The following is a 15791-nucleotide window of genomic DNA, read 5'->3' on the forward strand; positions in this document are numbered from 1 at the left end:
GGGGAGTCGACATCGAGAACTCCTCCGACTTCGCCGCGGTTCCTGACGCATTCCAGCGACTGTGGACGCCGCACCGGATGGTCTACATCCAAGATGGCCAGCAGCCGCATTCCGATGATTGTCCGTTCTGCCTCGCCCCGAAGATGGACGACGAGAAGGCCCTCATCGTGGCACGCGGCACGCACGCCTACGTGCTGCTGAACCTGTTCCCCTATAACAGCGGACACGTGCTGATCTGCCCGTACCGTCACATTGCGATGTATGACGAAGCTACGCCGGATGAGACAGCTGAAATTGCGAGCCTGACGCAGACCGCCATGCGGGTGCTGACGGCAACGTCGCGCTGTGACGGTTTCAATATCGGCATGAACCAGGGCCGAATCGCCGGGGCGGGAATCGCCGACCATCTGCACCAACACCTCGTGCCGCGCTGGGCGCAGGATTCCAACTTCTTCCCGATCATCGCCGGCACCAAGGCGCTGCCTCGTTTGCTTGGCGACGTTCGTCAGGAAATCGCGGCAGCCTGGCCCGCGTCCCAGCAGTAGTTCTCACCCACAGTTCTCCGTTACGGCGGCCCACGGGCCGCGCTCCAGCCTTCCCTGTCCCGCCCCGTCCCTCACGCAAGGATTAGAATCGACCTCATGACTAACACCACTTCCGTAGAGCAATTTGGATCCAGCCGCGTCAAGCGTGGCCTGGCCGAGATGTTGAAGGGCGGCGTCATCATGGACGTCGTCAACGCTGAGCAGGCTCGCATCGCAGAAGATGCCGGCGCCGTGGCTGTCATGGCCCTCGAGCGTGTTCCGGCCGACATCCGCTCACAGGGTGGCGTCGCCCGGATGAGCGACCCCGACCTGATCGACGGCATCCGTGCCGAGGTATCGATCCCGGTCATGGCCAAGGCCCGTATCGGCCACTTCGTCGAGGCTCAGATTCTCGAGGCACTCGACGTGGATTACATCGACGAGTCCGAGGTGCTCAGCCCGGCGGACTACGTCAACCACATCGACAAGTGGAACTTCAAGGTTCCCTTCGTCTGTGGCGCCACGAACCTCGGTGAGGCGCTGCGCCGCATCAACGAGGGTGCTGCCATGATTCGCTCGAAGGGCGAGGCCGGCACCGGCGACGTCTCAGAAGCAACCAAGCACATCCGCAAGATCAACGGTGAGATCCGTGCCCTGGCGGCCCTCAGCAAGGACGAGCTGTACGTTGCCGCCAAGGAACTGCAGGCTCCCTACGCTCTCGTCGCCGAGATCGCCGAGACGGGCAAGCTTCCCGTCGTGCTCTTCACCGCCGGTGGCGTGGCCACCCCGGCCGACGCCGCAATGATGATGCAGCTGGGTGCAGACGGCGTCTTCGTCGGTTCCGGCATCTTCAAGTCGGGCAACCCGGCGCAGCGCGCGGCCGCCGTGGTCAAGGCCGTTACGTTCTTCGACGACGCCAAGGTCATTGCTGATGCGTCGCGCGGTCTGGGTGAGGCAATGGTCGGCATCAATGTGTCAGACCTCGCTGCCCCGCACCGCCTCTCCGAGCGCGGCTGGTAACACTCGCTTCATGAGCGTTGGAGTTCTCGCCCTCCAGGGTGATTTTCGTGAGCATGCGGATGTTCTGCGCGCGCTCGGCGCCGATGTCGTGCATGTTCGTCGCCCGGAAGAACTGGCCCGTGTCAACGGGCTGGTGATTCCGGGCGGCGAGTCCAGCGTCATGGACAAGCTGTCGCGATTGTTCGGCCTGGCCGAGCCGTTGCGCGCTGCCGTGCGCTTGGGGTTGCCCGTCTACGGAACCTGTGCTGGGCTGATCATGTTGGCTGACCGCATCCTGGACGGCATCGAGGGCCAAGAGAGCATCGGCGGCCTGGACATCGCCGTGCGCCGCAATGCGTTCGGCTCGCAGACGGCCTCGTTCGAGACCGATCTCGACATTCCGCAGTTCGGCGAGCCGCCGGTGCACGCGGCGTTCATTCGCGCACCCGTCGTTGAAACCGTTGGCCCGAAGGCCACGGCGCTGGCCACGCTGGCGGATGGCCGCTGTGTTGCGGTGACGCAGGGCAACCTGCTCGGCACGTCGTTCCACCCCGAGATCACGGGGGAGTACCGCTTTCACGAATACTTCCTGCGTACCGTCGCGTCGGCCGGGTTCAACGCGTAGCTCTCGCGCGCGTAAATCGGGCGCGAGATACCCCAAATGGCCCCTTGATCGGGGTTCAAGGGGCTATTCGAGGTATCTCGCGGCGCTGTCCCACGACATGAGGTGGGGCGCGCGGGACGCCGACGGATGCCGCCCCGCTGTTCTAGACTGGGGTGGCACCCCGGTGGTGCACAGAATGTGCGACAAGCAAGCACGAAGCAAGTACTACAACGGGAGATTCATGTCCGGGCACTCCAAGTGGGCCACCACCAAGCACAAGAAGGCCATTACCGACTCGCGTCGGGCCAAGGCGTTTGCGAAGCTGATCAAAAACATCGAAGTTGCCGCCAAGATGGGCGGAGCCGACCTTTCGGGTAACCCGACGCTGGTTGACGCCATCCAGAAGGCGAAGAAGACTTCTGTGCCCAACGACAACATCGACCGCGCCGTCAAGCGCGGTGCTGGTCTGAGTGGCGAGTCTGTCGATTACACGACGATCATGTACGAAGGCTATGCAGCACACGGCGTCGCCATCATGATCGAGTGTCTGACCGACAACAAGAACCGTGCAGCCGCCGAGGTGCGCACCGCCATGAAGATGAGTGGCGGCACCATGGCCGACCCCGGAAGCGTGGCCTACAACTTCCACCGCAAGGGCATCGTGGTCGTTCCGAAATCTGCCGGTGTCACGGAAGACGATGTTCTGATGGCAGTGCTCGACGCCGGTGCCGAAGAAGTGGTCGATGAGGGTGAAACCTTCGAAGTATTCTGCGAGGCCAGCGATCTCGTCGCCACGCGCACGGCGCTGCAGGATGCGGGCATCGATTATGACTCGGCAGATGCCGCATTCGTGCCGTCGCTCAAGGTCGATATCGACGCTCCGACCGCTCACAAGGTGTTTCGCCTGATCGACGCTCTCGAAGACCTCGACGACGTGCAAAACATTTACAGCAACTATGACCTCACTCCCGAGGTTCAGGCGCAGCTTCAGGCTGAGTCAGAGTAATCCGATGGCGGTGCGGGTGCTCGGCATCGACCCGGGCCTCACCCGCTGTGGCGTCGGTGTTGTCGACGTTGCCGGCAACCGCCGGGCAACATTGGTCGACGTGACGGTGCTGCGCAGCACAGCTGATATGCCGCTTGAACGGCGACTGTTGCTGATCAGTCAGGGCATCGAAGAACTGCTCGACCGCCACCAGCCACAATTCGTGGCGATCGAGCGGGTTTTCGCGCAGCAGAACGTCAGCACCGTGATGGGCGTGGCCCAGATCAGTGGCGTCGCGTTGGTACTCGCGGCCGAGCGCAACCTTCCGGTCACCCTGCACACGCCAAGCGAGGTGAAAGCCGCGATCACCGGCTACGGTAACGCCGAGAAGAAACAGGTCGGCACCATGGTGGCCCGCATCCTCGGCCTGGCCGAGATTCCGAAGCCTGCGGATGCCGCCGATGCGTTGGCCCTCGCGATCTGCCATGCCTGGCGCACGGGCGCGGCCGGCGGAACCCTGCCGACTGCGACATCCGTTGCCGCATCCGAAGTCGGCGCGCCCCGGGCGGCGCTGACACCCGCACAACAAGCATGGCGCGCCGCGGAGCAGAAGGCGGGCTCGTCGGTCGTGCCGCGTAGTCTAAAGCGGTGATCTCTTCAGTTCGTGGCCCCGTTCTCTCCGCCGTCGGCAGCACAATCGTCATTGAAGTCGGGGGAGTGGGCTTGGCCGTGCAAACCACCCAGTCCACCGCGTTGTCGGTGCGTATCGGTGACGAAGCGCTGCTTCTGACCACCCTCATCGTGCGCGAAGATTCGCTCACCCTGTTCGGCTTTCCCACCGCCGGGGAGCTCGCTGTATTTGAGCTTCTGGTCGGCGTCACCGGGGTCGGCCCCAAATCGGCCTTGGGCGTGCTTGCGGCTCTCACCCCGAACCAGATCGCTCGGGCCGTACAGACCGAAGACGATGGAGCCTTCCGCAAGGTGAGCGGAATCGGCCCGAAGACGGCGAAGCTCATCGTGCTGTCTTTGGCGGGCAAGGTGCACCTGACGGAGGATGCCGGAGCTCCAGTTGGTCGCCCGACCGGTGCCGCCGGTGGTGTCGCCGCCACGGTGCAGACCGCCTTGATCGGCTTGGGCTGGCCAGAGCGAGTTGCGATACAGATCGTTGACGAGACGATGGCGGCAGCAAACGAGACCGATCAAGCTGTTGTGGCCACGATCCTGCGCCTGTCGCTGTCTCGACTCGGCCCAGCTCAGCACACGGTCGGGAATCGCTCATGAACGCGGATCTGACCGGCCACGAAAGCGAAATCGAACTGACCAATCCCAGGGTCGAGGGCGACGTCGAGTTGGCTTTCGAAGGCGCATTGCGGCCACAGAGCCTGGCCGAGTTCGTCGGTCAAGAGAAGGTGCGCGGTCAGTTACAATTGCTGCTCACCGCGGCGGCCATGCAGAAACGCACACCGGACCATATTCTTTTGGCCGGCCCGCCGGGGCTCGGCAAGACCACGCTAGCTATGATCGTGGCCCATGAAGACAACCGCCCGCTCCGCATGTCGAGTGGCCCCGCCATTCAGCACGCAGGGGACCTCGCCGCAGTGCTCTCGTCGCTGATGCCGGGCGAGGTGCTCTTCATTGACGAGATTCATCGCATGGCCCGGTCCGCCGAAGAAATGCTCTACCTGGCGATGGAAGACTTTCGCATCGACATCATGGTCGGCAAGGGCGCCGGTGCAACGTCAGTGCCACTTGAACTCGCGCCCTTCACGCTGGTCGGCGCCACGACACGCGCGGGTTTGCTCCCCAACCCGTTGCGAGATCGCTTCGGTTTCACCGCCCACCTGGAGTTCTACGCGGAGCACGAACTCGAGCAGGTGTTGACGCGGGCCGCTCCTCTGCTCGGCCTCGACATCGAGCGCCGGGCGCTGGCCGAGATCGCAGGACGTTCCCGGGGTACTCCTCGCATCGCGAACCGGCTTCTGCGGCGGGTTCGCGACTATGCACTCGTGCACGGCGGTCGCGCCGACCTTGCGGCTGTGCACGCCGCTCTCGAGCTCTACGACGTCGACGCGATTGGGCTCGATCGGCTTGACCGCGAGGTGATGAACATCATTTTGACCCGTTTTGGGGGTGGGCCAGTTGGCCTGAATACTCTGGCAGTTTCGGTCGGAGAAGAGGCCGAAACCGTCGAAGCGGTCGTTGAGCCCTTCCTAGTACGGATAGGATTCCTCACGCGGACTCCTCGAGGACGCGTAGCAACTGCCGCAGCGTGGCGGCACTTTGGGCTTGATCATCCTCAGGTAGGTCTCACACTTGATGACTTATAATTCAGGATGGTTCGCAACGCCCAGTTATTCGACTGATGTGGTTGACAAGCCACAATCGAAAGGTTTCACAATTTCATGGATCTGATGACCCTCGTCATGCTCGCCGTCTTGGCGCTGCTCGTTTTCTTCATGTTCCGCAATGGGCGCAAGCGCAAAGCCGACCAGGAGAAGCTGCAGACGACCATCGTCGCCGGCGCAGACGTGATGACGAACTTCGGTCTTTACGGCACCATCGTGTCGATTGACGAAGAAGAGAACAAGGTCGCGCTTGAGATCGCGCCCGGCACCACCGTGCAGATCCACCGTCAGACCATCGCCCGTGTGGTTGAGCCCCGCGACGTCGAGGTCCTGACCGATGATGAGCACGCCGGTGTAGAGCTCAACCAGGACCACGCCACTCTCCTGGGTGAGCCCGAGTTCGGCCAGCGTGTCGACCACGACGACATTGAGCCCAAAAAGGGCGACGCGTAACAATCCCTCTCCCTCTCCCGTGCCCGCGCCTTTCAGCGCGGGCACGAGCATAGAAAGCTGAGTTCATAGGTGGCAAAGTCGTCCCCGGTCAAGAAGGCCCGACGTTCCCTCATCTGGTTAGGCGTCATTATTGTCGGCCTCGTCGCGATCAATGGCTTGGGCGTCGCCTTTGGTGGGGGCGCGTGGGCGCCGAAGCTCGCACTTGACCTTCAGGGCGGCACACAGATTATCTTGGCTCCGAAGCTCGCTTCGGGTCAGACCGTCTCGCAGGAGCAGCTGAATCAGGCTGTGTCCATCATCCGTCAGCGCATTGACTCGTCGGGCGTCTCGGAAGCCGAGATCAACACTCAGGGTGGTCAGAACATCGTTGTGTCGATTCCCGGCACCCCCGACGCGGAAACGATCAACCGGATCGAATCCTCGGCCAAGCTTGAGTTCCGGCCCGTGCTTGAAGCGGGTCAGCCGTCCCCGGCCAGTATGGGCAGCGACGGGAGCACGGCTACGCCGTCTGCCGAGCCGTCCGCCACTCCAGCTACTGAGCCGACACCGGCGGAGACTCCGACGACCAAGCCGACGAACGCCAGCGACCTGGCCTGGGTCACCCCCGAGCTGCAGGCCGAGTACGACTCATTCGAATGCTCCAGCATCAACACGACCAATGTCGCTCCCGCTGACAAGCCTCTGATCACCTGTGAAGAAGACAGCTCGGTCAAGTACATCCTGGGACCGGTCGAGGTCAGCGGCGAGAACATCACCAACGCCACGAACGGCCAGCAGACCACGCAGAGTGGTGCGACCACGGGCGTCTGGGCCGTGAACATCGTCTTCGATGCCACGGGAACCAAGCAGTTCGCCTCCGTAACCCAGCGACTGAGCGGGTTGCAGGGAGTGCAGAACCAGTTCGCCATTGTGCTGGACGGCTCCGTCATCTCTGCTCCTCGAACCCTGGCCGTGATCACCAACGGCAAGCCAGAGATCAGCGGTAACTTCACCCAGGACACGTCGAAGGTTCTTGCCGACCAGCTGAAGTTCGGCGCACTGCCGATCAGCTTCACCGTGCAGAGCAACGAGACCATCTCGGCCACCCTCGGCTCCACCCAGCTGATGAGCGGTCTGATCGCCGGCCTGATCGGTTTGATCTTGGTGGTGATCTATTCACTGATCCAATACCGGCTCCTCGGACTCGTTACAGTGGCTTCGCTCACCGTGGCCGCGATCATCACATACCTGATCATCACGATCCTGTCCTGGCGGGAGGGCTATCGTCTTTCGCTGGCCGGTGTCGCGGGTTTGATCGTCGCGATCGGCATCACGGCCGACTCGTTCATCGTGTACTTCGAGCGGGTTCGTGACGAACTGCGCGACGGACGCGGCCTCGAGTCCTCGGTTGAGGCCGGTTGGAAGCGCGCCATCCGCACCATCCTGGCGTCCGACACGGTCAACTTCCTCGCCGCAGCCGTGCTGTTCGTCGTGGCCGTCGGCAACGTGAAGGGCTTCGCGCTCACACTCGGGCTCACGACGATCGTCGACGTGCTGGTCGTGATCCTGTTCACCCACCCGATGCTTCAGCTGCTCGCTCAGACCAAGTTCTTCGGTGAGGGCCATCGGTTCAGTGGCTTGGACCCCCGTGCTTTGGGAGCCGCCTATCGCGGTCGGGCGCAGTTCCGACCGTCGGCCGCCGTGGCATCCACCAAAACCGCTTCTTCGAAGAAAGAAGCCGAAAAACGTCAGACGATCGCCGAACGGAAGGCCGCCGAACTTGAGGCCGCCGCCCAGGGTGGATCGAAAGAGGGGAAGAATTCCTAATGGCCAGCTTCTCCCAGTTCGGTAACGACCTGCACACGGGCAAACGCTCGTTCAACATTGTCGGTAAGCGCAAGGTCTGGTACCTGGTTGCGGCCGTGATGATTCTTATCGCCATCGTCGGACCACTGCTGCGTGGTGGGTTCGTCTTTGGCATCGAGTTCACCGGTGGCTCAACATTCGTCGTGTCGGATGTCGCGGCACAAGGCCAGACACCGGCATCCGATGCCGTCGCCAATGTCGTTCCGGACGCCGTTGCACGGGTGACAACTGTGGGCACGAACTCGATCCAGGTACAGACCGACCAGCTCACCTCGAACGATAGCCGCGACGTCAGCACCGCCCTGGCGAAGGCGTATGACGTTCCGGAGACCCAGGTCACCTCGTCATTCATCGGGCCGTCGTGGGGCGCGGATATCACCGGTCAGGCGCTGCGCGGTCTGTTGATCTTCCTCGCTCTTGCAGCCGTCGTCATGGCTTTGTACTTCCGCACCTGGAAGATGTCGCTTGCGGCAATGATCGCCCTCCTGCACGACCTCATCATCACTGCCGGGTTCTACGGGTTGACCGGCTTTGAGATCACGCCGGCCGCAGTGATCGGATTCCTGACGATCCTGGGTTACTCGCTGTACGACACCGTCGTGGTGTTTGACAAGGTGCGCGAAAACACTGCGGAGGAGTCGAACCGCACGTTTGCCGGATCGGTCAACTTGGCTGTCAACCAGACCCTGGTGCGCTCCATCAACACCTCGGTCGTGGCGGTACTCCCCGTGGCGTCCATTCTGGTGATCGGTGCGTTCATCCTGGGAGCCGGCACACTGCGCGATATCTCGCTTGCCCTGCTCATCGGTATGATCGTCGGTACCTATTCGACAATCTTCATCGCCGCGCCTCTTTACGCGAACCTGCGTGAAGGAGAGCCGGCCATCCGCAAGGCAGACAAGAAGGCGCTGGCTCTGCAGGCGAAAGCCAGCCAGGACGCAAAGGCCGAGGTCAGCGCGTAGGTCAAACGCGCAGCGAACAGCTGTACTGTGCTGAACAAGACACGGTGAATCGAACAGGTGAGGTGAAGTGATGTCAGAAACGGCGACTCCGTCGGCTGCGTCACTTCGCCGCCTTGTTCCCCGCATCTTTTCTCGGGCTCAGCCGGCCGGTGCGATCGAGAACTTGATCAAGACGGTGCGCATGCACCACCCGAAGGCTGAACTCTCGATTATCGAGCGGGCCTACGCCGCGGCAGATCTGGCGCATCAGGGTCAGAAACGCCGTAGTGGGGAGCCCTATATCACCCACCCGGTCGCCGTCGCTCAGATCCTCGCTGATCTCGGGATCGGTCCGAAGACGGTGGCTGCGGCCCTGCTGCATGACACGGTCGAGGACACCGAGTACACGCTCGACCAGCTGCGTGCCGATTTCGGTGACGAGATCGCGATGCTCGTCGATGGCGTCACCAAACTCGACAAGGTGAAATACGGCGATAGCACGCAGGCCGAGACCGTTCGCAAGATGATCGTCGCCATGTCGAAAGACATCCGTGTGCTCATCATCAAACTCGCGGACCGGCTGCACAACGCGCGCACCTGGGGCTTCGTGCCGGCAGAGTCGGCCGCCCGCAAGGCGACAGAGACGCTCGAGATCTACGCGCCGCTCGCGCACAGACTGGGTATTCAGGCCATCAAGTGGGAGCTCGAAGATCTCTCGTTTGCGGTGCTGTACCCCAAGCTGTATGCCGAGATTGAAAGCCTAGTCAAGCAGCGCACTCCGCAGCGTGAAGAGTTTGTCCAGCAAGTCATTGACAACATCAACGATGATCTGAAGGCAGCCCGCATCCGGGGTAAGGTCGCCGGGCGTCCGAAGCAGTATTACTCGATCTACCAGAAGATGGTGGTGCGGGGCCGCGAATTCGACGAGATCTATGACCTCGTCGGCATCCGTGTCTTGGTGAACTCGGTGCGTGATTGCTATGCCGTGCTCGGCGCGATTCACGCGCGGTGGACGCCGCTGCCCGGCCGGTTCAAGGACTACATCGCGACCCCCAAATTCAACCTGTATCAGTCACTGCACACGACGGTTCTCGGTCCGAGCGGCCGGCCGGTCGAAATTCAGATTCGTACGCAAGAGATGCATCAGCGTGCAGAATTTGGCGTGGCGGCGCACTGGAAGTACAAAGAACAGGTCAACGGCAAGTCGACCGGCGTAGGTCCGCACAACGACACCGACATGGCCTGGCTGGCGCATATCTCCGACTGGCAGGCCGAGACCGCCGATCCGGGAGAGTTCCTGGACTCGCTGCGCTACGAGATCGGCGCCAAAGAGGTCTACGTCTTCACTCCCAAGGGCCGAGTCATCGGTTTGCCGGCGGGTGCGACGCCCGTCGACTTCGCCTACGCGGTGCATACCGAAGTGGGCCACCGCACCATGGGTTCGAAGGTCAACGGTCGCCTCGTGCCGCTCGAGAGTACGCTATCGACCGGCGATGTCGTCGAGGTGTTCACCTCGAAGAACCCCGACTCGGGGCCGAGTCAGGACTGGCTGAACTTCGTCAAGAGCCCGCGGGCGCGTAACAAGATCCGCCAGTGGTTCACCAAAGAACGTCGTGACGAGGCGATCGAGCAGGGCCGGGATGCCATCGCCCGTGCGATGCGTAAACAGAACCTTCCGTTGCAGAAACTGATGAACCAGGATTCCTTCGCCGAGGTTGCCGCCTTGATGAAGTACGAAGACGTCTCCGCACTGTATGCCGCGGTGGGTGAAGGCCACGTCTCGACCCAGTCGGTGCTTGAAAAGGTGCTGGCCTCGCTGCAGACCGTTGAAGAGGTGTACAGCACTGATCTTCCGGTTGCTCCCCGCGGCCGCACGCAGACGTTGCGCAGCAGCGATTCGGGAATTCTGGTGCGTGGCGCGCCCGACATCCTGGTGAAACTCGCTCGGTGTTGTACGCCGGTACCCGGCGACAAGATCGTCGGTTTCATCACGCGCGGTTCCGGCGTCTCGGTGCACCAGGCGAGCTGTCACAACGTGCAGTCGCTGCTGAAAGAGCCCGAGCGCATGATCGACGTGGAATGGGCGCCGACCTCAAAGAGCCTGTTCATGGTGCAGATTCAGATTGAGGCGCTCGACCGCTCTGGTCTGCTGTCGGATGTCACGCGGGTGCTTTCCGAGCATCACGTCAACATTCTCTCGGCGACGGTCAACACCTCAAGCGCCCGGTTGGCGCTCAGCCGCTTCATCTTCGAGATGGGGGATACCACCCACCTCGACCGCGTGTTGAACGCCGTGCGCCGTATCGACGCCGTCTACGACGTGTACCGGGTGAGTGACGGCTAAGGCTCGTTAGTCCGGGGTTATTAGTCCGGGGAGCGGCTGGCGGGGTCTCGACAAGCTCGACCAGCGGGTTGTCGTCGACCAGCGGGTTGTCGTCGACCAGCGGGTTGTCGTCGACCGAGCGGGTCGAGTTTTTGGCTTGAGATCACGGGCGGAGGTCGCGTGTCGGGGTGTCCGGGTCGGCTTGTGGGGCATCCGCGAACAGAAATGCCTGCGCCGCGGCCAGTCTCGTACGGGCATGGCTAGTATTCGTGGAGCGTCGGGAGGCACAGAGCTTCACCGCCGCTGCGGTATCCCGGTAGCCGCCGAAACGCAAGACGGCGGCGAGCAGTGGCACGACGTCGGGAGTGCCCAGGTGAGACCACTGTGCCAGATCAACCGCTGTGCGCAACGGGGTGGTCAGGCGAAACCCCGCCCGGACCTGCGTGTCTGAGGTGACGAGTCGCCGTTCACGCGGGACGAGAGCGCTGGCCACATCGACCCACGTCCGGGCGGTCACGTCGACGCAGATCTGGTGACGGAATGGCGCGGGCTCCAGACCGTAGATCCAGGTGGCGCTATGCAATTCGGCGATCGCCCGCGGGGGAGCAAGGAGGCTGAGAGCCTGTGCACGCAGTTCGATGCCGTCGACGCTATCGACCGGGTACCAGAACTCGTCGATCTTGAACAGCTCACCGTCGAGTCGTGCGCAACACAGTTCGGCGAGCGGAAGGTCGAGGTCGTTGAGCACAGCGCTCAGGCGATGGGGCATTCCCCTAGGATCGTCCCTCGGCTACCGCCACATGAAAAAAGGCCGGGATCTGTGAATAGATCCCGGCCTTCACTCCTGTGAAGAAGTCGGCTACTGGCCGATCGCCTTCAGCCACGCCTTACGCGTTTCCAGTGCCTCGGTGGCCTCGGCGATCGCCTTGGCATCCTTGCTCGCCTCTGCGGCGGCCAGTGCGGCCTCCAGCTTGGCGATGGCGCTGTTCAGCTGACCAGTGAGGCCCTCGGTGCGAGCCTTCGTCTCGGGGTTGTTGCGCTTCCAATGGTCGTCGTCCAGCTTGCGCACGGCGGCTTCCACCTTGCGCATGCGCTCCTCGATGACCTTGACTTGGTCGCGCGGAACCTTGCCGATTTCATCCCATTGACGCTGGATGGCGCTGAGAGCGGTGCGGGCCTTGGTGCGGTCAGTTTCAGTGAGCAGCGGCTCGGCCTCGGTAAGGAGGGCCAGCTTCAACTCGAGGTTGCCCGCAAACTCCTCGTTCTCGACTGCCTCAATCTCAGACTTCGCGCCGTAGAGCACGTCTCCGGCAGCCTTGAACTTCGCCCACATGGCGTCGTCCTGCTTCTTACCGCTGCGTCCGGCCAGCTTCCAGTCGTCGAGCAGATTGCGGTACGTGTTGATGCCGTCGGCGCCCTGCGGTGCGAGAGCTTCGGCCTGCGCGATGAGCTGCTGCTTGCGGTTGCGGACGTCCTTGTGTGAGCTATCGAGTTCGGCAAAGAACGCCTTGCGGTTCTGCTCGATGATGGTGCGTGCGGCACGGAATCGCTTCCAGAGCTCGTTCGCCTCACCCTTCGGAATGCGGGGCGCGTCGTGCTGGTGCGCCTGCCAGCGGCTGAACAGAGCGTCGAGAGCCGCGCTGGCCTGCTTCCACTGCGTCTTGGCCGGATCTTCGGCGGCGAGGCGCTCGGCCTCTTCGACAATGAGTGCGCGCTCGGCCAGAGCGGCGGCAGCCTGTGCCTTCGACTCTGCACTCTGCTGCTCGGTCAACTCGGTCACTGCGCCACCGAGGGCGCCCAGACGCTCAGTGAGAGCGGCAAGGTTTCCAACGGCATTCGCATTGACGAGCGCGGCCTGCAGATTCGCGACGGCCTTGGCGATGTCTGCCGCTGGCGCGCCGCCCTTGGCACGCTGTTCGAGCAGAGTGACCTGGCCGTTCAGTTCGACATATTTGCGCTCGAAGTAGGCCAATGCCTCTTCGGGAGTGGCGTCAGGATACTGCCCGACGGCACGCTCGCCCGACGCCTCGCGCACGTAAACCGTGCCGGTTTCGTCTACGCGACCCCATGGTTGCTGATCTGTCGTAGTCAAGAGCCTCACCTTTTAGAATAATTGTCGACCCAGAGATGGGGACATAACGGAACCAGCCTATTGCACGCTGGCGCAGAGCGGGCAGTTCCTACTGAACTGTGACCGCAGTGATCGTTGTGGGAACGACGGGCTTGCCATCGCTGCCGCCGCCTTCGACCCCGGCATCCGTGATTTCGGTCTTCAGCTTGTCGAGCCCGCCCGTGACCTTTCCGAGCACGGTATAGCCTCCGGCGTTATCTGCCGGGATGGTGGTGTCGCCATACACGATGAAGAACTGGCTGCCCATGCTGTACCCGTTGCCGCCCTGACGCGCCATCGCAAGGGTGCCGGCCGGGTAGAGGTTGTCGGCGGGAGCGTTCTCGATGGGGCCGTAGCTGTAGCCGGGGCCGCCGCCACCGGTGCCGTCGGGATCGCCGCACTGCAGCACGTCGAAGCCCCCCGTGGTCAGACGGTGGCAGGACAGGCCGGTGTAGAAGCCCTTCTGGATCAAGCTAATGGTCGACGACACACCCTGTGGGGCAAGCTTTCCGTCGAGCTCGAACGTGAGCGGCACGTCGTTGAGCGTCATCGTGCCGGTCCAGGTGCGATCCTCGGCGAGCGTCGACGGCGGTACATCGCCATTGTTTTCTCCGGCCGCAGCCGGGGGAGCATCGGTCGGGGTCGCCGACGCGGTGGGGGAGGCGCTGGGCTTGGCCGCCGGAGTGCCCGGTCCACCGTTGAAGAAGAAGAGCTGAGCTCCGACTGCGAGCACGATCACCCCGAGGAGTGCACTGCCGGCGACGATATTGTCACGGCGACGACGCTTCACTTGGTGTTCGTGCACGTTGCGACGTGCCTGATAGCTGCGCACGCGGGCGCGAGCTTCGCGCTCCTGCTTAGGGTTCTGGGCCACTCGGATCCTCCTGATTGACCGTGAGGTCAGTGCCGCAATATGCGGGGCAGACAATACAGTCGGGCACGCGTTGCGTGCTCGACCACGATGAACTCTACGCAACCAGGGGAAACTGAACAAATGGTGGCGTCGGCGCGCGCGACTGAGACCGCGACTGACGCGCCCTTGTCAGCGGTACAAACTACGCTGGGTGTCATGTCGGATGCTCAACCTGGACTGCGCACAGGCGCCACGCCTCTCGCCGTTCGGATGCGCCCCAAAACCCTTGACGAGGTTGCCGGGCAACGCCACCTGCTCACTCCCGGTTCACCGTTGGTGAGTCTGGCCAGTGATAAGACCGGTGAGCGGGGGAGTGTCTCCGTCATTCTCTGGGGGCCTCCGGGTACCGGAAAGACCACTCTGGCGCAGGCCATCGCGCACAGCTCCGGCCGACGGTTCGTTGAGCTGTCCGCGGTCACCGCCGGCGTGCGCGACGTGCGACAGGTGATGGAAGAGGCGCGTACCAGTCGTGACCTGTACGGGCTCTCGACCGTCTTGTTCCTCGACGAGATTCACCGATTCAGCAAGGCTCAGCAAGACGCCTTGCTTCCCGGTGTCGAAAACGGTGTCATCATTCTTGTCGCTGCAACCACCGAGAACCCGTCGTTTTCGGTGATCTCGCCGCTGCTCTCCCGCTCGCTGTTGCTCACCCTCGAGGTGCTCAGCGATGACGACCTCGGCGTCGTGGTCGATCGGGCCGTCGTCGATCCGCGCGGGCTCGCCGATCGCTTCGTTCTCGAGGCGGATGCTCGCGATGCGATCATCCGGTTGGCCTCCGGCGATGCACGCCGCGCCCTCACTGCGCTCGAGGCGGCATCCGTCTCGGCGTTCTCGACGGCAGGTGATTCGACCGACGCCGACGAATCGGGCAAACCGGTGATCACGACTGAGATCGTGGCACTCGCCGTCGACCGAGCACTGCTGCGCTACGACCGTAATGGCGACGAGCACTACGACGTGATCAGCGCGTTCATCAAATCGGTGCGCGGTTCCGACGTCGACGCGTCCCTCCATTACCTGGCCCGCATGATCGAGGCCGGCGAAGATGCCCGCTTCATTGCTCGCCGCATCATTGTGCTCGCCTCCGAAGACATCGGGCTGGCTGACCCTCAGGCGCTCGTGATTGCCGTGGCTGCGGCCGACGCCGTGCAACTCATCGGTATGCCGGAGGGGCGCATTCCGCTTGCCCAAGCCGTCGTGCATCTCGCGACGGCGCCCAAGTCCAATGCTGCCTACATGGCAATCGACTCGGCAATCGCCGATGTGCGGGCAGGGAAGGGTGGGCGTGTTCCCAAGCACGTGCGCGACGCGCATTATGCAGGGGCCAAGCGGCTCGGTCACGGCAAGGGCTACAAGTATCCGCACGACGACACCATTGGTGTGGTCAGCCAGCAGTACCCGCCGGATGAGCTGAAGAATGTGCGGTACTACGAACCCACCGAGCACGGTAACGAGCGTGAGGTGTCGGCGAGGTTGGCGAAGATCCGCCGGATTGTGCGTGGCGAGTAGTCGACGTCGTCGTACCTCGGCCATTGATCGGATGCGTCCGCTCATCGGGAGCCCTCGTTGATCGAGTCCTCCCGTTGATGGATCTCTTCCGTTGATCGATCCCACCCCGCTGATCGAGCTCACACCGTTGATCGAGCTCACACCGTTGATCGGGCTCACACCGTTGATCGAGCTCGTCGAGATCCCGCGAGCCAGTCCCGAGACCGGGGACCGTGGTCTCGACACACTCGACCCACGGTT

Annotated in this window: 15 protein-coding genes; 12 read left to right on the top strand and 3 right to left on the bottom strand. The window is 62.9% G+C overall.

Features of this window, described 5'->3' with window-relative positions:
- Positions 1-11 precede the first annotated feature (11 nt).
- The 11 genes from HNR05_RS04085 (at position 12) to HNR05_RS04135 (ending at position 11040) form a co-directional block, all read left to right on the top strand.
- Complete coding sequence (locus tag HNR05_RS04085) at positions 12-545, top strand: HIT family protein (RefSeq protein WP_343062676.1); 534 nt, start codon at positions 12-14, stop codon at positions 543-545.
- 96 nt (positions 546-641) lie between these two features.
- On the top strand, positions 642-1544 hold the full coding sequence (gene pdxS, locus HNR05_RS04090) for a pyridoxal 5'-phosphate synthase lyase subunit PdxS (RefSeq protein WP_179577859.1): 903 nt from the start codon (positions 642-644) through the stop codon (positions 1542-1544).
- A 10-nt stretch (positions 1545-1554) separates the two neighbouring features.
- On the top strand, positions 1555-2148 hold the full coding sequence (gene pdxT, locus HNR05_RS04095; RefSeq protein WP_246318348.1) for a pyridoxal 5'-phosphate synthase glutaminase subunit PdxT: 594 nt from the start codon (positions 1555-1557) through the stop codon (positions 2146-2148).
- A gap of 220 nt (positions 2149-2368) precedes the next feature.
- Complete coding sequence (locus HNR05_RS04100) at positions 2369-3133, top strand: YebC/PmpR family DNA-binding transcriptional regulator (RefSeq protein ID WP_179577861.1); 765 nt, start codon at positions 2369-2371, stop codon at positions 3131-3133.
- 10 nt (positions 3134-3143) lie between these two features.
- On the top strand, positions 3144-3764 hold the full coding sequence (ruvC, locus tag HNR05_RS04105) for a crossover junction endodeoxyribonuclease RuvC (RefSeq protein WP_179580555.1): 621 nt from the start codon (positions 3144-3146) through the stop codon (positions 3762-3764).
- Positions 3761-4393, top strand: coding sequence for a Holliday junction branch migration protein RuvA (gene ruvA, locus HNR05_RS04110; RefSeq protein ID WP_179577862.1), 633 nt, complete (start codon positions 3761-3763; stop codon positions 4391-4393). The genes ruvC and ruvA overlap by 4 nt, the downstream gene beginning before the upstream one ends.
- A complete protein-coding gene (gene ruvB, locus HNR05_RS04115; RefSeq protein WP_179577863.1) occupies positions 4390-5439 on the top strand; it encodes a Holliday junction branch migration DNA helicase RuvB in 1050 nt (349 codons plus the stop codon). Before ruvA ends, ruvB begins: the two co-directional genes overlap by 4 nt.
- Before the next feature lie 75 nt (positions 5440-5514).
- Positions 5515-5910, top strand: a complete 396-nt coding sequence (gene yajC, locus HNR05_RS04120) for a preprotein translocase subunit YajC (protein ID WP_179577864.1) — start codon at positions 5515-5517, stop codon at positions 5908-5910.
- Positions 5911-5979: 69 nt separating this feature from the next.
- Positions 5980-7716, top strand: a complete 1737-nt coding sequence (secD, locus tag HNR05_RS04125) for a protein translocase subunit SecD (RefSeq protein ID WP_179577865.1) — start codon at positions 5980-5982, stop codon at positions 7714-7716.
- On the top strand, positions 7716-8717 hold the full coding sequence (secF, locus tag HNR05_RS04130) for a protein translocase subunit SecF (protein WP_179577866.1): 1002 nt from the start codon (positions 7716-7718) through the stop codon (positions 8715-8717). The genes secD and secF overlap by 1 nt, the downstream gene beginning before the upstream one ends.
- A gap of 70 nt (positions 8718-8787) precedes the next feature.
- Complete coding sequence (locus HNR05_RS04135) at positions 8788-11040, top strand: RelA/SpoT family protein (RefSeq protein WP_179577867.1); 2253 nt, start codon at positions 8788-8790, stop codon at positions 11038-11040.
- A gap of 142 nt (positions 11041-11182) precedes the next feature.
- Here HNR05_RS04135 and HNR05_RS04140 read toward each other — a convergent pair whose 3' ends face one another.
- From HNR05_RS04140 to HNR05_RS04150, 3 genes are all read right to left on the bottom strand, one after another.
- On the bottom strand, positions 11183-11788 hold the full coding sequence (locus HNR05_RS04140; protein WP_179577868.1) for a hypothetical protein: 606 nt from the start codon (positions 11786-11788) through the stop codon (positions 11183-11185).
- A 90-nt stretch (positions 11789-11878) separates the two neighbouring features.
- Positions 11879-13111: a DUF349 domain-containing protein gene (locus HNR05_RS04145; protein WP_179577869.1), complete on the bottom strand. Its 1233-nt coding sequence runs from the start codon at positions 13109-13111 to the stop codon at positions 11879-11881.
- Between the two features lie 88 nt (positions 13112-13199).
- The gene (locus tag HNR05_RS04150) at positions 13200-14003 is read right to left on the bottom strand and encodes a peptidylprolyl isomerase (RefSeq protein WP_343062454.1); all 804 of its coding nucleotides are present in this window, start codon (positions 14001-14003) and stop codon (positions 13200-13202) included.
- Between the two features lie 195 nt (positions 14004-14198).
- On the opposite strand from HNR05_RS04150, the gene HNR05_RS04155 reads away from it, so the two are divergent.
- Entirely contained in the window at positions 14199-15551 is a 1353-nt protein-coding gene (locus tag HNR05_RS04155; RefSeq protein ID WP_179577870.1) for a replication-associated recombination protein A, read from the top strand.
- The last annotated feature ends 240 nt before the right edge of the window (positions 15552-15791 follow it).

The organism is Leifsonia psychrotolerans (assembly GCF_013410665.1).
Lineage (GTDB): Bacteria > Actinomycetota > Actinomycetes > Actinomycetales > Microbacteriaceae > Cryobacterium > Cryobacterium psychrotolerans_A.